This is a genomic window from Ruegeria sp. CJ2, from assembly GCF_056536745.1.
This window is the reverse complement of sequence record NZ_JBQFQF010000001.1, coordinates 12,722-31,171: the sequence shown is the minus strand read 5'-3', so window position 1 is coordinate 31,171 and position 18,450 is coordinate 12,722. Positions and strand designations below refer to the sequence as shown.

General features: G+C 59.6%; 15 protein-coding genes. 12 read left to right on the top strand and 3 right to left on the bottom strand.

Translation table 11 applies throughout. The features are described from left to right. Window positions 1-6: 6 nt before the first annotated feature. Complete coding sequence (locus tag ACR0MS_RS00155) at window positions 7-504, bottom strand: class I SAM-dependent methyltransferase (RefSeq protein ID WP_480567629.1); 498 nt, start codon at window positions 502-504, stop codon at window positions 7-9. A gap of 233 nt (window positions 505-737) precedes the next feature. On the opposite strand from ACR0MS_RS00155, the gene ACR0MS_RS00150 reads away from it, so the two are divergent. The 5 genes from ACR0MS_RS00150 to ACR0MS_RS00130 are packed head-to-tail and all read left to right on the top strand — an operon-like array spanning window position 738 to window position 7,958. Then, window positions 738-2,510, top strand: a complete 1,773-nt coding sequence (locus ACR0MS_RS00150) for an ABC transporter ATP-binding protein (protein WP_480567627.1) — start codon at window positions 738-740, stop codon at window positions 2,508-2,510. Further along, window positions 2,503-4,413 carry an ABC transporter substrate-binding protein gene (locus ACR0MS_RS00145; protein WP_480567626.1) on the top strand — a complete coding sequence of 637 codons (1,911 nt, stop codon included), beginning with the start codon at window positions 2,503-2,505 and terminating at the stop codon, window positions 4,411-4,413. The genes ACR0MS_RS00150 and ACR0MS_RS00145 overlap by 8 nt, the downstream gene beginning before the upstream one ends. Before the next feature lie 13 nt (window positions 4,414-4,426). After that, window positions 4,427-5,455, top strand: a complete 1,029-nt coding sequence (locus tag ACR0MS_RS00140) for an ABC transporter permease (RefSeq protein WP_171125840.1) — start codon at window positions 4,427-4,429, stop codon at window positions 5,453-5,455. After that, a complete protein-coding gene (locus tag ACR0MS_RS00135; protein WP_480567623.1) occupies window positions 5,452-6,606 on the top strand; it encodes an ABC transporter permease in 1,155 nt (384 codons plus the stop codon). Before ACR0MS_RS00140 ends, ACR0MS_RS00135 begins: the two co-directional genes overlap by 4 nt. Next, a complete protein-coding gene (locus ACR0MS_RS00130) occupies window positions 6,603-7,958 on the top strand; it encodes a CoA transferase (RefSeq protein ID WP_480567622.1) in 1,356 nt (451 codons plus the stop codon). The genes ACR0MS_RS00135 and ACR0MS_RS00130 overlap by 4 nt, the downstream gene beginning before the upstream one ends. An 88-nt stretch (window positions 7,959-8,046) precedes the next feature. Here the strand turns inward: ACR0MS_RS00130 and ACR0MS_RS00125 are convergent, their stop codons facing one another. After that, complete coding sequence (locus ACR0MS_RS00125) at window positions 8,047-10,380, bottom strand: mechanosensitive ion channel domain-containing protein (protein WP_480568571.1); 2,334 nt, start codon at window positions 10,378-10,380, stop codon at window positions 8,047-8,049. Window positions 10,381-10,790: 410 nt separating this feature from the next. Here ACR0MS_RS00125 and ACR0MS_RS00120 point away from each other — a divergent pair, with 410 nt between their 5' ends. Genes ACR0MS_RS00120 through ACR0MS_RS00090 form a run of 7 tightly spaced genes read left to right on the top strand, consistent with a single transcriptional unit; the run spans window position 10,791 to window position 17,288 of the window. Further along, window positions 10,791-12,005: a glycosyltransferase family protein gene (locus ACR0MS_RS00120; protein WP_480567620.1), complete on the top strand. Its 1,215-nt coding sequence runs from the start codon at window positions 10,791-10,793 to the stop codon at window positions 12,003-12,005. Continuing rightward, a complete protein-coding gene (locus ACR0MS_RS00115; protein WP_480567618.1) occupies window positions 12,002-13,249 on the top strand; it encodes a glycosyltransferase family 4 protein in 1,248 nt (415 codons plus the stop codon). Before ACR0MS_RS00120 ends, ACR0MS_RS00115 begins: the two co-directional genes overlap by 4 nt. Then, window positions 13,249-14,325, top strand: coding sequence for a glycosyltransferase family 4 protein (locus ACR0MS_RS00110; protein ID WP_480567615.1), 1,077 nt, complete (start codon window positions 13,249-13,251; stop codon window positions 14,323-14,325). The genes ACR0MS_RS00115 and ACR0MS_RS00110 overlap by 1 nt, the downstream gene beginning before the upstream one ends. After that, a complete protein-coding gene (locus ACR0MS_RS00105; RefSeq protein ID WP_480567613.1) occupies window positions 14,322-14,906 on the top strand; it encodes a histidine phosphatase family protein in 585 nt (194 codons plus the stop codon). The genes ACR0MS_RS00110 and ACR0MS_RS00105 overlap by 4 nt, the downstream gene beginning before the upstream one ends. Next, entirely contained in the window at window positions 14,903-16,045 is a 1,143-nt protein-coding gene (locus ACR0MS_RS00100) for a glycosyltransferase family protein (RefSeq protein ID WP_480567611.1), read from the top strand. Before ACR0MS_RS00105 ends, ACR0MS_RS00100 begins: the two co-directional genes overlap by 4 nt. Next, on the top strand, window positions 16,042-16,815 hold the full coding sequence (locus tag ACR0MS_RS00095) for a polysaccharide deacetylase family protein (RefSeq protein ID WP_480567609.1): 774 nt from the start codon (window positions 16,042-16,044) through the stop codon (window positions 16,813-16,815). Before ACR0MS_RS00100 ends, ACR0MS_RS00095 begins: the two co-directional genes overlap by 4 nt. Continuing rightward, entirely contained in the window at window positions 16,812-17,288 is a 477-nt protein-coding gene (locus ACR0MS_RS00090) for a class I SAM-dependent methyltransferase (RefSeq protein WP_480567607.1), read from the top strand. The genes ACR0MS_RS00095 and ACR0MS_RS00090 overlap by 4 nt, the downstream gene beginning before the upstream one ends. Here the strand turns inward: ACR0MS_RS00090 and ACR0MS_RS00085 are convergent, their stop codons facing one another. Continuing rightward, on the bottom strand, window positions 17,289-18,428 hold the full coding sequence (locus ACR0MS_RS00085) for an alpha-D-ribose 1-methylphosphonate 5-triphosphate diphosphatase (protein ID WP_480567604.1): 1,140 nt from the start codon (window positions 18,426-18,428) through the stop codon (window positions 17,289-17,291). Between the last annotated feature and the right edge of the window lie 22 nt (window positions 18,429-18,450).

Below are 18,450 nucleotides of genomic sequence, written 5' to 3'. Positions count from 1 at the left end.
AGCCAGTTAGCGGCGATAAACGAAACAGCGGCCTTCGACCGCCCCTGCCGGCAACGGCAATTCGGTCAGGGTTTCAAAATACATCCGGTCGCTTGACACCATCAGCCCCCCTTCGGCCAAAAGCGGTTCGATCAATGGGGACACAAGGCGCGCAAACGCATCATTCTTTTCCCGGTTGTGCCCACCAAGGTCCGCATGGATCAGGCTGGCCGTCGCACCAAAGCGATCCAGCGCCGCAGGGAGCGTTTCCCGTACGTCCCCCAAGATCACCAGATCCTCTGGCGGGGTTGAATCGGGGTGCGAGGCAACGGCGCGTTCGAAAACATAGACCGGCCGATCCGCAATGTACTGAACCATATGGTGATAGGTACGCCCATTGCCCAACCCCAGTTCAAACACAGGCCCCGGCATGCCTTTTGTCTGCGCAATGGCGTGGTCCAGACAGGCGCGTTGTGAAACCATACGGTCAATGAACAAATCCAGGCGGCTTTGGGTATCGGACACGGGGAAATCTCTCCTTGATAGCTGTCAACCTAAAAGCTGGGGCCGACATCGCATTTGATGGCAAATCCTCAAGGCTTTGTGTAGGCAAATAGGCCCCAGATTCACGTTTCCGCGACATTTCGGCATAAGAACGGGTTTGACTAGTCGGGTCCAACCGCGCGAAACTGCGACAAAAAACACGGGGAGTTGATTAAGCCGATGAAAACCCACGGCCAGACGGGTGGAAAACCCGCATGACTGCGTTGTTGTCTGTCCGAGACCTCAGCATCGGTTTTGGTGCGGGCGAATCTGTGGTCAAAGACGTCAACTTCGATGTGGAAGCCGGACAGACACTTGCACTGGTTGGAGAGTCTGGCTCGGGGAAAACGATCTCGTGCAGGGCCGCGTTACGCATCTTGCCCCGTACTGCGCAAATTCGCAGTGGAACGATTACTCTGAATGATTCCAAGGGAATGGAAGACCTGACCCGGATCAGCGAACGCCAGATGAGGGATATCCGAGGCAACCGTGTTTCGATGATCTTTCAGGAGCCGATGCGATCCCTGTCGCCCCTGCACAAGATCGGAAATCAGGTCAGCGAAGTCCTTTGGCTGCATCGCGGCGCGTCCGAGGCACAGGCGCGCAAAGAGGTTCTGACGCAGTTCGAACGGGTCGGTTTTCCCGATCCCCAGCGCGCTTATGATTCTTATCCGTTCGAACTGTCGGGCGGGATGCGGCAGCGCGCGATGATCGCAATGGCGATGGTTTCGAAGCCAGAGCTGCTGATTGCCGACGAACCGACAACCGCTTTGGACGTGACGACTCAGGCGCAGGTTCTGGGGCTGATCAAAGAACTTCAGCGCGAAACCGGAATGGCGCTGATCCTCGTGACACACGATCTGGGCGTGGTTGCGAATATGGCAGAGCAGGTCGTTGTCATGCATAAGGGCCGCGTCATGGAATCCGGAGAGGCCGCACCGATCCTGACCGATCCGGCACATCCATACACACAGCAATTGTTCAACGCGGCCCCGGAAATTCCGGACGAAGATGCGGTCGGCATCCCAATGCCGGATGAGGACCTGATCCTGCAACTGAAGGACGTGTCCAAGACCTATACGATGCGCTCGAGCAAAGGGTGGCAGGGGGAACGGCTGATACATGCCTGCCGCGGCGTGGACCTGAACCTTGCGCGCGGCAAGACGTTGGCCATCGTGGGCGAAAGCGGCTCTGGCAAAACCACGGCCGCCCGCATAGCCCTTGGCGCAGAACCACCCGATCCGGGCGGACAGGTTCTTTTCCGCACGTCCCCGGACGAGGACCCGATTACTGTTCACCAGATGTCTCGCGCGCAGCGCACGGCCTTTCAACGCAAGGCGCAGATGGTGTTTCAGGACCCCTACAGTTCGCTCAGTCCGCGCATGCGCATTCAGGACGCCATGACCGAGCCGCTGGAAATCCACAACATCGGCTCGGCTGTAGAACAAAAGGACAAGGCCGCCGAAATGCTGCAACGTGTTGGCTTGAACGCCGACATGCTGAAACGCTATCCGCACGCGTTTTCCGGTGGCCAGCGCCAGCGCCTGTCCATCGCGCGCGCCATGATGCTGGACCCTCAACTCATCGTCTGCGACGAGCCCACCTCGGCGCTGGACGTGTCGGTGCAGGAACAAATCCTGACCCTGTTGGAAAATCTGCAGGAAAGCCTGAACCTGTCGTATTTCTTCATCTCCCACGACTTGGCGGTCGTGGCACGTATCGCTGACGAAGTTGCGGTGATGCGCCGGGGTCTGGTGGTTGAACAAGCCCCACCCGAGACCCTGTTCTACAATCCCCGCCACCCCTACACCAAGGCGCTGATTGCCGCTCAGCCGGAACCCGACATCAACCGGCCCATTGACCTGAATTTGGTTGCTTTGGGCGCTGGTTCACCAGACAGTTGGGATGACGCCTTCCGATTTACCGACTCCGTGATACCTTCGCTGGTAGAGATGGAGCCCGGCCATAAGGTACGATGCCATGTTTAAGACCACTCGCCCCCTGTTACTGGCAGCCGCTTTTTCGGCCCTGTGTTCCATGCCGACACTGGCCGCGACACCGACCCCCGTTGAAGGCCCGTTCTGGCAGTCAGAGGTCAGCGCCGGCAACCTGCCCCCCGTCGAGGAACGGCTTCCCGCTGAACCGCTGGTCGTGGACCTTGCTGCAAAGGGGCGGGAATTTGGCACACCCGGCGGCACCCTGCGCACGATGGTGACGCGGTCCAAGGACATTCGCCAGATGGTCGTTTACGGCTATGCCCGGTTGGTTGGATTTGACGAAAACTACGAGATTGTCCCGGACCTGCTCGCGTCATTTGAAAACGAAGGAAACCGCAAGTTCACGCTGCGCCTGCGGGAAGGTCACAAATGGTCGGACGGCTCACCATTCACGTCCGAGGACTTTCGGTACTGGTGGGAGGACGTAGCGAACAACGAACTGCTCAGCCCGTCCGGACCGCCTGATTTCCTGATTGTCGAGGGCAAGCCGCCAACCGTCAGCTTCCCGGACGAAACGACCATCGTGTACGAATGGGACGATCCGAACCCTGACTTTCTGCAATCGCTGGCGCAGGCCCGGCCACCCTTCATTTACCGGCCTTCAGAATTCCTCAAGCAATATCATGAGAAATTCGCGGATGCCGATGAACTGGCCTTTCAGGTTGAGGATGCCCGCGTCAAAAGCTGGGCGGCGCTGCACAACAAGCTGGACAACCTTTACAAGTTCGACAATCACCAACTGCCCACGTTGCAGCCATGGCTGAATGCAAGTTCGGGCAAAAAGATCCGGCACAATTTTGTGCGCAACCCTTATTATCACCGCATCGACAGCAAGGGCATGCAACTGCCCTATATCGACGTTGTCGAGATGGAGATCGTCGCCCCCGGACTGGTGGCCGCGAAAACAAACGCGGGCGAAACCGATCTGCAAGGACGTGGCCTGGCGTTTCGCGATGCCTCGATCCTGAAAAAAGGCGAGGCCGGTGGCGACTACAAAACCTTGCTTTGGAAAACCGGGGTCGCGTCGCAAATCGCAATCTATCCCAACCTGAATTTCGCAGATGATGCATGGCGCGAGGTTCTGCGCGACGTGCGGGTGCGCCGCGCTTTGTCATTGGCCATCGACCGAAAGACGATCAATCAAGCGCTCTATTTCAAACTGGCTCAACCCGGCGCAATGTCCGTTCTGCCCGCGTCGCCGTTTTATGACGAAGAAAACGCAAAGGCTTGGGCCCAGTACGATATTGAACAAGCCAATGCCCTGCTGGATGAGGCTGGCCTGACCGAGCGTGACAAGAACGGTATCCGCCTGTTGCCCGATGGACGCCCGATGGAGCTGATCATTGAAACGGCAGGCGAACGGCAAGAGGTTGAGAACGCGCTGCAGATCGTCACGGATACATGGCGCGAGATCGGCGTCGACCTTGTGATGCGCCCATTGGACAGGGATATTCTTCGGAACCGGGTGTTTGCAGGGAACACGATGGCCTCGGTCTGGTTTGGTTGGGATGACGGAATTCCGCAGCTCCATACCTCACCCGCGTATCTGGCGCCGACCGATCAGGTGTTTCTGGCTTGGCCCAAATGGGGGCAGTACTATCAGACCGGTGGCGAAGCCGGTGAGCCGCCCGACATGCCCGAAGCACAGCGCCTGATGGAGCTGGCCCATGATTGGCAGATCGCCAAGACGGACGATGAACGGCAGACCGCGTGGAGCGAAATGTTGAAGATACACGCGGATCAGTTGTACGCGATCGGTATCCTGAACGGCGCGCCTCAGCCCATTGTGGTTTCGAACCGGCTGCGCAACGTGCCCGAGCAGGCAATGTGGGCGTGGGAACCTGGTGCTCATTTTGGTATACATCGTCCCGACGAGTTTTTCTTCGCCGACTGACAGGAGCAGCTAAATGGTAATGCTGCGCTATGCGGTGTATCGCTTTTTCACGATGCTGCTGACGCTTTTGGTGGTGTCGGTGCTGATCTTCGTGATCATCAACCTTCCGCCCGGCGACTATCTCAGCAACCAGATCGCCGAGCTTCAGGCATCGGGCCAGTCTGCGGGCGTGGCCAAGGCCGAGTTTCTGCGCACGGAATACGCATTGGACCGCCCGATGTGGGAGCAGTACCTGATCTGGATGGGCTTCTGGCCCGGCCCCCACGGGTTCGAGGGCCTGATACAGGGCAATTACGGCTGGTCCTTTGAATTTGACCGCCCTGTGGCCGAAATCGTCGGCGACACCTTATGGCTGACCGTCGTGGTTAACCTTGCCGCCATTCTGTTTGTTTACGCGGTTGCCTTGCCGCTTGGCGTCATTGCGGCTGCGCGGTCCCGGACGTGGATCGACTATACCTCGGCTTTTGTTGGCTACCTTGGACTGGCCACGCCGAACTTCCTGCTGGCTCTGATCCTGTTCTATTACGGCCACCGCTACTTCAACTTGCCGATCGGCGGCCTCATGGACCCGTCCTTCGAGGGCCAGCCCATGAGTTGGGACAAGATGAAGTCCATCCTGGTTCACCTGATTGTCCCGACATTCGTAATCGGCACGTCCGGCGCATCAGCCATGATGCAACGCCTGCGCGCCAATATGCTGGATGAATTGGGCAAGCCTTATGTGGAAACGGCTATCGCCAAGGGGATGTCTCCGTCGCGGATGCTGACAAAATACCCGCTGCGCGTGGCCTTCAACCCGTTCGTGGCGGATATCGGTAACCTGCTGCCGTCAATGGTTTCCGGCTCGGTTCTGGTATCGGTCGTTCTGGGTCTGCAGACCATCGGCCCCACCCTTCTGACGGCGCTGAAAACACAGGACCAGTTCCTGTCTGCCTTTATTCTGATGTTCGTGGCACTGCTAACCCTGATCGGGACCATGATCTCTGATATCCTGCTGGTCATGCTGGACCCGCGCATTCGCTATGAGGGACGCGAGGCATGAGCAAACGATCTGACGGCCGCTATGTCGACGACGCTCCGTTCGATCCGGATGCCGCCCTGCAACAGCTCGAGCGCGCGGATCTGGACGCCCCCAACTGGGTTCTGGTCTGGCGCAAGTTCAGGACACACAAGCTGGGTCTGATCTCTGGCATCTTTTTGTTACTGTGCTACCTGATGTTGCCGTTTGCGGGGTTCATCGCCCCATATGGCCCGAATGAGCGTAACGACGAACACCTTTACGCCCCACCGCAAAGCATCAACTGGTTCCACGACGGAAAATTCATCGGTCCTCATGTGTATCCAATCGTCGCCGAGGCGGATCTTGAGACATTCCAGTGGAAGTTCATTCCCGATACGGAAGACCCGCGACCAATCCGGTTCTTGTGCGAAGCGAGCGAGTACAAGCTGGCAGGGCTGATCCGAACCGATACGCACCTGTTCTGCGCGCCCGAGGGCGCAACGCTGTTCCTGTGGGGTTCTGACCGTCTGGGCCGCGACGTGTTCAGCCGAATTCTATACGGCGCGCAACTTTCGCTTACAGTTGGCTTGATCGGTATCTCTGTTTCCTTCTTCCTCGGTATCCTTTTCGGGTCCATGGCCGGGTATTTTGGCGGCAAGATCGACTGGGTTATCAACCGTGTGATCGAAATTCTACGCTCTCTCCCGGAACTTCCGCTTTGGCTGGCGCTGTCGGCTGCGGTGCCGTCGAATTGGAGCCCGGTCGCGGTGTTCTTCATCATCTCGATCATTCTCGGGATACTCGATTGGCCCGGTCTTGCACGATCCGTGCGCGCCAAGTTCCTGTCCCTGCGGGAAGAGGAATATGTCCGCGCCGCCGAGATGATGGGCGCAAGCTCGGGCCGGGTGATCCGCAAACATTTGCTGCCGAATTTCATGTCCCACCTGATTGCCTCGGCCACCTTGTCGATCCCGGCCATGATCCTTGGGGAAACGGCGCTCAGCTTCCTGGGCCTTGGACTGCGGGCTCCTGCCGTCAGTTGGGGTGTGATGCTGAATGACGCGCAGAACCTGGCCTCAATCGAGATTTACCCGTGGACGGCTATCCCGATGCTGCCGATCATTGTTGTGGTTCTGGCCTTCAACTTCCTGGGCGATGGGCTGCGGGACAGTCTGGACCCCTATCAGCAATGACCCTGATCTCTGCCCTTCCCGCATCAGATGGCTATCTGACAACGGGATCAGGTGCGCGGCCCAGCCTCTATGCGGTGTCAGAACTGGCAACCGCCAGTTTCGCCGCTGTGGGTCAGGAGCTGGCCCGTTTGATTGCTGCGTTAAACCTTGCCCCTAGTGCGCCAGAGGTTTCGGTTGATCACCGGCTGGCGTCTCTCTGGTACGGGTTTTCCTTCAAGCCGGACGGTTGGGAAATGCCAAACCTCTGGGACGCCATCGCCGGGGATTATCAGGCCGCCGATGGGTGGATCAGGCTGCATACCAACCTGCCTCGTCACCGGGCGGCGGCATTGAACGTTGTAGCTGCCAAGCCAGAGCGCGAGGCCGTATCGCAGGCCGTGAAAACCTGGGCGATTGCTGACCTCGAAACTGCAATCGTCGCAGAGGGTGGCGTGGCCGCCGCCATGCGCAGCCGCTCGGACTGGTTGGATCATCCGCAGGGGCGTGCCGTCTCGCGTGATCCCTTGATCGGGTGGACCAACCCCCGTCCGATTACCTTGCGCGACAGGCCGGAGGCGACGGCAGAGCGCCCGCTGATGGGCCTCCGCGTTCTTGATCTGACCCGCGTGCTGGCCGGGCCAGTATCCACGCGCACCCTGGCCGGGTTCGGGGCCGAAGTCTTGCGCGTCGACCCGCCGGACTGGGACGAACCCGGTGTGATTCCCGATATCTCCTTGGGCAAACGCTGCGCCTATCTGGATCTGAAAACCCCAAAGGGCATCGAAAAATTGCACTCTCTGCTGTCGCAGGCCGACGTGTTTGTTCACGGGTACCGGCCCGGTGCCTTGGACGCGCTTGGCCTGACACAGGCAAAGCGGGACGAACTGGCCCCGAACCGCGTCGAAGTCACCTTGAACGCTTATGGCTGGCAGGGACCGTGGGCCAACCGGCGCGGCTTTGACAGCCTTGTACAGATGAGCAGCGGTATCGCCGATGCAGGGCGCGTCTGGGCCAAAGCCGACAAGCCGACGCCACTGCCTGTACAGGCGCTGGATCACGCAACCGGCTATCTGATGGCCGCAGCCGTTCTGTCTGCGCTGGCCGAGGGCGCGTCGGACGGTTCTGTCATGCAGGCCCGGTTGTCGCTGGCTCGTACAGCCGAGTTGCTGGCAAGCCTCGCCAAGTCCGAAACCACAGAAGAAATCGCACAGGCCAAGCCCACCGATTTCTCTGACAGGCCCGAGGACTCGGGCTGGGGCAAAGGCCACCGACTGAAACCCGCCCTCCGCGTGGGGACGGCAAACATGACTTGGCCGCTGCCTGCGTCAAAGCTGGGTTCATCCCAACCCATCTGGTCAACATCTAAGTCATAACGCCCCCGCCGCGCGGCACGCGCGGCCCGGCCCAACGCCTTGGGCGGCGTCTCGTCAGAGACGCAACCCAAAGGGGCGGGAGCCGCCCCTAGCGATCATCTCCACCGCCCGGACCGATATCGTCGAGGTAATCCTCGTCAATCGCAGCCTGCACTGCGCCTGTGACGGCCTCGCGCTGTTTGGGTGTCAGGTCCTCAGCCCCTTTTTCATCGGCCAGACGAACCGTAACCTCGCGGTGGGCAAAGCGAATGCCTTCTCGGGCGAACAGCTCACGGATATCCTGATAGACTTTCTTGCGCACAAGCCATTGGTCCCCCGGCTTGGTCATGAACTTGACCCGGATGATCATCGCGGAATCCTGCATTTCGATCACGCCCTGAGATTTCAGTGGCTGGATGAAATTATCGCCAATCACCGGGTCACTCAGCAATTCCTGACCCAGTTTCTTGATCAGCTTGCGCACCTTTTCAACGTCGGTGTCATAGGTCACACGTAGCGGCAGCTTCATGATCACCCAATCGCGGGAGTAGTTTGTCAGAACCTTGATCTCGCCAAAGGGAATGGTGTTCAGCGCACCCAAGTGGTGGCGCAGTTGGAACGACCGGACCGAGATCTTCTCGACCGTCCCTTTCACATCGCCAATGTCGATATATTCGCCCTTGCGGAACGCATCATCCATCAGGAAAAACGCGCCCGAGAAGATATCCCGCACCAGCGTTTGCGAACCAAAGCCCACGGCCAGACCCACAACGCCCGCACCCGCAAACAGGGGACTGACATTGATGCCCAGTTCCATCAGGGCAATCAGCGCGATGGTCACGACGACGACGGCAAGGATCGCCCCACGGAACAGCGGCAGCAAAGTGGCCAACCGGCTTTGTCCACCTTCGCCCCCTTCGTCGCCCAACTCAGCCTCGCCGCCGCCATCGTCAATCTCTTCGGCAATCTTGCTGTCGATCCAGACCCGGAAGAAGTGGAACAGGATATAGCCGATGAACAGGATGACCATCACGTCGAGGGCACGCTCGATGGGCAAGTCTTCGCTCCAGCTTGCATCGGGGTTCCAGATCACCACCAGTGCGTACAGACCAACGACAAAGGCCAGAATACCGGCAACGCGCCGGGCCAAATCCTCATACGTCACGATCGAGTGCTTGCGCTGTTCTGCGAGCGGTGTGTCAATGATTTCGGGAGCCTCATCCCGCTCGGCCTCGGCATTCATCTCTTCAATCTTGCGATTGCGGTCGAAATACCGTTCCAGAAGGTAGTTCATCGCGCCATAGGCAATGACGACCGACATGAAGATGGCATAGCTGCTTGCGACAATGGGAATCGAGTTGTCGTTTTCAAGCACCAGATCGACCGCCAGCTTGAACCAGCTAAACACCATGTAAACGATCAGAACCGGGGCCCAGGCGAACGAGATAAACCGCAAAATCCACGACACCTGATCCGGCGCCCTGCCCCCACGGATGGCATTGGAGATAGCGCGCGCGTTGAACAGGATCATCAGCACATTGCCCAGCGCGCCAATCATCGTCAGGCCACCATACACCATGGCATAGACGTTGTAGTTCAGGCCAAAATCCGCAACCCATGTCGAAAACAGCACCACGGTGATGTCATAGGTCGCCAATGCGGATGCCCAGATATACAGCCGTTTGGCATCCCGGTCGGAAAAGGGCGGCAGGCGGTACTGGCTCAGATACGGCGACAGAACCATGCGCCACAGGTCCGACACCGTCCGAGACAGGAAGAAGGCCGTGAATATCGCCGTGACCGTGAACTGGATCGAGATATCTTCAGCCTCACCGAAGAACAGATACCCGACAATCAGCGCCATCAGCATCGCAAAGATCGTGGCCCCGACACCCATAAAGAACCGAAACACAAGAAAGGGCATCTTTTCGCGATAGCCCTGCGGGTTTTCCTTGGATCGCGCCACAACGATCTTCTTGGCCATGCGCTTGCCGTAAATCTCGGTCGACAGCCAACGCCCCAGCAGCAGGAACAGGACATTCCAGAGCAGAACCTCGACATAGGTTTGAATCCGCCCATCCGGGCTGGTCTGCCGCAAAATGTACTGCACTTCGAATATCGAATAGGGCAACGCCTCGAGCCGCGAGACCATCGACTCTCGGAATTTCGAAAACCGTTCCTGAGCCTTCATAAGTTGCGAGCCTTCGGCCATCGGATCATGCGGCGCAGCCTCGGCCGAGGCGTCCTGTTGCGCACCGGTTGAAACGATCTGACCTGCGCTGTCGATCACGATGACACTGGCGCCGCTTTCAGTGGCCGAACGAATTGCGGCGGCAAGATCACTTTCGTCTGTCGTGTCTTCGGTGGTGCTTGTGGCTGCGCCATATCCGGGAATAAGCGAGGTCTGCGCCGCAGCCCCGTTTGCCAAAACCATTGGCATCATCCAGACCAACAGGGCGAGAACGGCAAAAAGTCTAAGTTTCATCAGGTGTTCTATCCAGTTCGGCATTTGCACAAAACACTACAGAAGCGCGACGCGGTGTTCAAATATTCAGCCTCGCGCTTCTCGTTATCGTGTCTATTCGTGTCTCGGGCGCACCGACCCCAATTGAAGTGTTTTCAACCCTGCAAAAACTGCATATGACCCGTCAGGCAGACTGCAAACTTATGCCTGCGCTCTGCGTTTGATGTAAGACAGGGAATATCTGGCAAATCTCAACTAATATGTAGCTAAATCGCAATGCTTACCGGTTTCGGGTCATCTCAACCGAGTTTTTGCAAGCGCACGAAAAACATATACGATACAGGTGCAAGCGCGCGGAGTTGCACCGAGACACTAAGACAGGCGAAAGCATGAGCCTAGGAAGACAAAAAGATACAACTGGCCGTGCGCCCCGCATTCTGTTCTACAGCCACGATACGTTTGGTCTGGGCCATTTGCGCAGGTCTCGTGCCTTGGCCTCGGCCATCACGCAGGCCGACCCTTGCGCCTCGGCACTGATCCTGACGGGATCGCCTGTGGCGGGACGATTTACATTTCCGCGCCGTGTGGATCATGTCCGCCTGCCCGGGGTGACGAAGCGGGCCGATGGGTCCTATGCCTCGCAAACGATGGGCATGAGCATTGAAGAGGTGACGGAACTGCGGGCAGGTTTGATTCAGACCGCGGTCCAGCAGTTCGAACCCGACGTCCTGATTGTTGACAAGGAGCCCACCGGATTTCGCGGCGAGTTGCTGCCAACGCTTGAAACGCTGTACCAGACCAAGGACACGCGCTTGGTTTTGGGATTGCGCGACGTTCTGGATGAGCCCGAAGTTCTCGCAGCCGAGTGGGACAGGAAAGAAGCCGTTACCGCGACCGAAAAATACTATGACGAAATCTGGGTTTATGGCTTGCGGTCGATTTATGATCCCACCAGTGGCTTGCCGCTCAGCCCGGCCGCGCAGTCTCGCATCCATTGGACCGGCTATCTGCGCCGCGATCTGGGGCCCGTGGGCGAACCGCCCGAACAGCCCTATATCCTGATCACACCGGGCGGCGGTGGCGACGGCAAAGCCATGGTCAATCTTGTCCTGTCCGCCTACGAACAGGATCCGAACCTTTCACCGCGTGCCGTGCTGGTCTATGGCCCTTTCCTGTCCGGTGAATTGCGCGAAGATTTTGAAACCCGAGTCGCCGCCCTGAATGGCCGTGTGACCGCGGTGGGCTTTGAATCCCAAATCGAAACGCTGTTTGCGGGGGCTGCCGGCGTGGTCTGCATGGGGGGCTACAACACCTTCTGCGAGGTCCTGTCTTTCGACAAACGCGCGGTCATTGTTCCGCGCACCACGCCAAGGCTGGAACAGTGGATCCGCGCCTCGCGTGCCGAAGGTCTTGGGCTGGTACGCATGTTGGACGAAAGCCGGGACGGGCTGACAACAGACGCGATGGTTCAGGCGATCCGCGCATTGCCGCAGCAACCGCTGCCCTCTCAGGCCATTCAGGACGGGCTGCTGGATGGGTTGGACTATGTCACCAGCCGGGTCGACGCCCTGCTGGGTGGTGAGCGGGAACGGGCCACCGGATGACGTCCAAGCCTCCGAAACTGGCGGTGCTGGTCAAAGGGTGGCCGCGCCTGTCCGAGACGTTCATCGCGCAGGAACTGGTTGCCCTGCAGGATGCGGGTCATCGCTTTGACATCTGGTCCCTGCGGCATCCGACAGATGTGAAACGCCACCCGCTGCATGATCGGTTCAAGGGGCAGGTGCATTACTTGCCCGAATACCTCTACCAAGAGCCGGATCGCGTCTGGGCCGCCAGGCGTTTTGCCCAAAACTTGCCCGGCTATGCCGAAGCCTATCGGGTCTGGCGTGCCGATCTGCGTCGCGACCCAACGCATAACCGCATTCGACGTTTTGGGCAGGCATGCGTTCTGGCCGCCGAGCTGCCGCAGACGACGCGGGCGATGTATGCCCATTTCATGCATACGCCGTCATCCGTCGCCCGCTATGCAGCCATCATGCGTGGCCTGCCCTGGAGCTTTTCCGCCCACGCCAAGGACATTTGGACATCGCCCGATTGGGAAAAGTCCGAAAAGCTGCAATCCAGCACGCACGGTGCTGCATTTGGCGCGACCTGTACCGCCGTTGGCGCAGAACACCTGCGTAGTCTGGCCGACAATCCAAAGCGGGTCGATCTGATCTATCACGGGTTGGACCTGACACGCTTCCCGCCCCCGCCAGATCGCACGCCCCGCGTCGCGGGCGATCCGTTCCATATGCTGTCCGTAGGTCGGTTGGTCGAAAAGAAGGGGTTCGACCGCCTGATCGACGCCTTTGCCATGCTGCCAGACCAGTTGAACTGGCGCTGGACGCATATCGGTGGCGGGACTTTGGGAAAAGTTCTGCGGGATCGCGCCCGGGCCGCCGGGGTCGCGCATCGGATCACGTGGAAAGGCGCGTGCGACCAACCGGAAGTCATCGCGGCGATGCGCGAGGCCGACTTATTTGTGCTGCCCAGCCGCATCGCGTCGGACGGGGACCGGGACGGCTTGCCTAACGTACTGATGGAGGCCGCGTCCCAGCGCCTGCCCATCCTGTCCACACCCGTCTCGGCGATTCCGGAATTCATCGAATCCGGACGGCACGGCGTCTTGTCCGACGATGATCCTGCGGCCCTCGCCGCAGCCATGATCCAGATGGCCGACAATCCCGGCGGAACCGCAGCGATGGCAAACGCCGCCTATGACCGGCTCATCGCCGAGTTTCGGATGGATCCGGGCATCGCGCGTCTTTCCGAACGGCTCAGCGCCCTTGGCGCAGGCCCGGACTGATGGCGCGCGTCGCCTTTTACACTCCGATGAAATCACCGGACAGCCCGGTGCCTTCTGGTGACCGTGAAATGGCACGCAACCTGATGCAGGCTATTGGCGCGCAAGGTGACACGGTTGATCTGGTGTCGCGCCTGCGGATCTACGACAAGACCGGCAACGCCAAAATCCAAGAGGAATTGCGCTCCCAAGCCGAGACCGAGGCGCAGAGGCTGATTGCAGAATTGCCTGCGGATACGGCGCTGTGGGTGACCTATCACAACTATTACAAGGCGCCGGACCTGCTGGGCCCCAGCGTGTGCAAAGACCGCAACATCCCCTATGTGCAATTGGAAAGCACCCGCGCCACAAGCCGGTTGAAGGGCCCATGGGCCGGGTTCGCGCAAGCTGCACACAATGCATGCGACGCCGCGCAGGTGATCTATTACCACACCGCCAATGACCTGATTACGCTGGAACGGGAAAGGTTTGGAAACCAACGTCTGGTGGACCTGCCTCCGTTCCTGCCACTTTCAGAGCTGCCGACCCCATCGGCCTGCGCAGGGCCGATGCTGACGGTCGGAATGATGCGGCACGGCGACAAGCTGGCGTCCTATGAAATTTTGGCGCAATCATTGGGTCATCTACAGGGCGATTGGTCCCTGAAAATAGCGGGGGATGGCCCGGCCCGCGCTGAGGTCGAAGCGTTGATGGCCCCCTTCGGATCGAAGGTACAGTTTCTGGGCCAGTTGGATCGGGACGCGTTGCAGGCGCATTACCAAACCGCGTCCCTGCTGGTTTGGCCCGGCGTGAACGAGGCGTATGGAATGATCTATCTGGAAGCACAGGCCAATGGCGTGCCGGTGGTGGCGCAGGACAGGCCGGGCGTTCGTGACGTCTTGGCTCCGGGTGACTATCCGTCAGTTGAATCCGGTCCTTCTGCGCTGGCCGCGCGCCTTCAAGACCTGCTGAATGACAAGCCGCTGCGCCAATCAATCGGACGTATGTCGCGAGAACGAATAGCCGCGCGACATCTCATGCCTGCGGCCACGGAGAGGTTCTGGCAAGCCGCACGCCCGTTGATCGAGGGACGCCAATGACCCGCCTTGCACTGCTGCGCCACGGACATACGGAATGGAACCGCGCCGGTCGCATACAGGGGCGCAGCGACATCCAACTGGACGAAGAAGCGCGCCAGGACTTGTCGACCTATCGCCTGCCGCAACCGTGGGACACGGTGGCCATTTGGTCCAGCCCACTTGCTCGGGCCCGAGAAACGGCACAGTTGGTCTCGGGACAGGACCCCATGATGTCCGCTGCGCTGACCGAAATGAACTGGGGTAACTGGGAAGGCCTGCGCGGTGTCGATCTGATCGAGGATTCAAGCAGCGGTTACCGCCATATCGAGGATTGGGGGTGGGATTTTCGCCCTCCGAACGGGGAAAGCCCCGCAGATGTAAAGATGCGTTTGCGCCCGTGGCTGGACGCACTGCACGGTGATACCGTTGCGGTCTGCCATATCGGTATTATGCGGGTCATTCTGGCGATGGCCTGGGGTTGGGATTTTAGCGGTGCCGCCCCCTTCAAAATCAAGCGTAACCGCCTGTATATCGTTGATATGGATACTATGCGCCCTGACCCCGAGCCCATCCGCCTGATCCGGGCAGAGGATCCCGAATGAAAGTGATGATCGTCGTCACCCATCTGCTGGGGACAGGGCACCTGAGCCGCGCGCTCACGTTGGGGCGGGCCTTTGCGCAAGACGGCCATCAAGTCCTGCTGGTGTCCGGCGGAATGCCCGCACCGCAACTGGACAGCGGCGGCATAACATTGCTCGGTTTGCCTCCATTGCGGTCAGACGGCACGGATTTCACGCGGCTGCTGACGCAAACAGGCGACGTTGCGGACGATACCTATATGCAGGCGCGCAAACGGGCGCTGGTAGAAGCGATGCGATCCTTCGCTCCGGATATTCTGATCACCGAGCTTTACCCCTTTGGGCGCAGGTCTTTGGCGGAGGAGTTCAGCGCAGCGCTCGACGCGGCGCAAGAGCTGGCTGTCAGACCCCTTGTATTGGGGTCAGTGCGGGATATTCTCGCGCCGCCATCCAAGCCCTCAAAGGCTGAACGCACCGAGCAGATTGTACTGGATAGCTATGACGGCATTCTGGTTCATTCCGACCAGAAGGTCGTTCCGTTGGATCTAAGCTGGCCGATCTCAAAGCAACTTGAGAAACGGCTTTTCTACACGGGCTTTGTTGCGCCCAAAGCCCCGGATCCGCATCCCGACGCGCTGGGTCAGGGCGAAGTGCTTGTCAGCGCCGGAGGGGGATCGGTGGGGCAACCGATCTTTCGTGCGGCCATCGAAGCCGCCCGAAAGATGTCCAACAGGCGCTGGCGCCTGCTGGTCGGTGGACAGGACGCGAGCGCACGCATTGATCACCTGTCCCAATACGTTGGCGACGCCCCCGTAACCCTCGAAAAGGTGCGACCCGATTTCCGCCAGATGCTGCCCCATGCGGCGGCATCGGTCAGCATGTGCGGATATAACACCGCGCTCGACATCCTTCAGGCGGGAACACCCGCGGTATTCGTGCCCTTCGATGATGGCAAAGAGGTTGAGCAGACGCTGCGAGCAGAAAGCCTGTCTAACTTACCGGCGATCGACGTTCTGCCAAGTCAGGACCTGAACGGCGACACGTTGGCGATGGCGGTGAGCCGCGTTATTGACGCTCCTCTCAGGCCAACCGCAGATTTTGGGTTTGACGGGGCCGCAAAGTCTGTGGACATCGCCAAGACCCTTTTGGAGCAGCGCAAATGATCGTCGATTGGCGTCCATTGATGGTCGAGCTTGAGGTCTGGCACAGCACGGGCCTGTCGCTGCCTCTATGGTGGCGTGACGACGACGCGGTTTCGACCACTCCACAGCTTGATCGCCTGACGGCCCTGTCGGATCGGCTTGGTGTGCCAGTGCATCTAGCGGTCATTCCGCGGGACGCTGACGACGCGCTGACAGGTCATGTCCTAAACAATCCCTCTCTGATCCCTGTCGTTCATGGATGGGCACATCAAAACCACGCGCCGCAGGACGAGAAAAAGTCAGAGTTCCGGCTGCACCGACCTATGTCAGAAATACTGAAGGACGCGCAAGCCGGGCTGGACCGATTGAATGCCGCATTCGGCGAACGGTTGTGCCCGATGTTCGTACCGCCATGGAACCGAATTGCCCCGGACATGGCAAAAGGACTGCCCGATTTGGGCTATCAGTTTTTGTCGACTGCCACGCCGCGAAAGACCGCTTACCCGGTGTCAGGATTGCTACAGGTCAATACGCATCTGGACCCGATTGACTGGCGCGGGACGCGGGGGTTGATCGCCCCGGATATCTTGATCACCCAAGCCGTGGAGCTGCTGCGGGATCGCCGCGAGGGGCGCGCCGACAACGATGAACCATTTGGCGTTCTGACCCATCACCTTGTTCATGACGAAGACATCTGGACATTCACACAAGACCTGCTGCACCGGCTTTTGGATGGGCCTGCCGTCATCTGGACCGCGCAGCGAAACGACACGAGACGGAGACCCGTATGAGCCGACTGGATTCCATGCTGCGCCGCCTGACGGCCCAACGCGATGGGCTGAACTGGGCCGCCGAACAGATATCCGACATGACCGGGGACGTTCTGGACATGGGTCTGGGAAACGGTCGAACCTATGACCACCTCAGGGAAATCCTGCCGAACCGCCGCATCTGGGTGATGGACCGGGTTCTGCAATGCCACCCGTCCAGCACTCCGCCAGCAGAGGATTTTCTGCAAGGAGAAGCGGAACCCATGCTCAACAAGCTGGCCGCAGGTGGGCAAAAAATCGCCATGGCACACTATGATTTCGGGCGCGGTATCAAGGACGAAGACGTGGCTGAAGCTGCTCGCTTGAGCCCCCTCATAGCACAGGTGATGCGACCGGGCGGGCTATTGATCTCGGGTCAGCCCTTGGTGGGGTTCGACCAGATCAGCGGTCCGGACACCATCGCCCCGGACCGGTATCTGTTCTACATGGCCTGATCAGGCCACACGGCGTCCCCGCGACCAGACACCGTTGAGCGCGGGTGCGCCCTCGCGCATCCGGAACCGAATGACATCCGCGCGGGCCCCGGCGCGCAATTCGCCGCGATCATCCAGCCCGACGACCTGGGCAGGCGTCTGCGTCACGGTCCGCAATCCGCGCGCCATATCACCCCACATCTCGCCCAATCGCGCCGCCGACAGCAACAGGGCCGCAGGCACATAGTCGGACGACAAAATGTCGAGATGTCCGAGTTCGGCAAGCTCATGCGCCGCGACATTGCCGGAATGGGACCCGCCCCGGATCAGATTCGGAGCACCCATCATCACCTTGATTCCGTGGTCATGGCAGGCGCGTGCGGCTTCGACCGTCGTGGGGAACTCGGCCAGGGTAATCCCATGCCCCGCGGAAATGCGCACTTGGGCGTCCGTGGTATCGTCGTGGCTGGCCAGCATCGCGCCAAAGCGCTGGGCGGCCTTGACCGTTTCGACTTCGTGCCTGTCGCCAAAACGTTCGCGCAGCGCCTTGAGCTGGGCAACATGCTGAAGAAAGTCGTCATCATTCATACCATGCTTGCCCTTCATATACGCCTCAAGCTGGGTCATGTCCCGGAACTGCCGCTGACCGGGCGTATGATCCATCAGCGACACAAGGCCCACACGGTCGCCTGCGTCAAACTCGTCAAGCTCCTCGACCAGTGTCTCGGAACAGACCTCTGCCCGCAGGTGCAGGAAATGGCTGATCTTCAGCGCATCCTGCTCGCGCAGTTGCCAAAGCTCGCGGGACAGATCACGCGCATATTTCTTATAGCGCTGACCGCTGGGGATCGAGCCGATGCGCATGGCGTCAAACACTGTGGTGATCCCGGTACTGGCCAGTTCAGCGTCATGCGCGAGGATGGCGGCGGCGTGGGGCCAGTCGACCTTGGGGCGCGGCTGAATGTGACGTTCCAGATTGTCGGTGTGCAGTTCAACCAGTCCGGGGCAGACATAATCCCCTTCGCAGTCAATCGCGCCGGCAGGAATCGCGGCACCCGACGCGACCTCGGTAATTGTCTCACCCGCAATCCGAACGCTGCCTGTTCGCGTCTCGTTGGGAAGAACGAGTGTGGCATTGGCAAGGATCATTTCTTCTGTCATCTGAACTTCACACGGTTTGAGC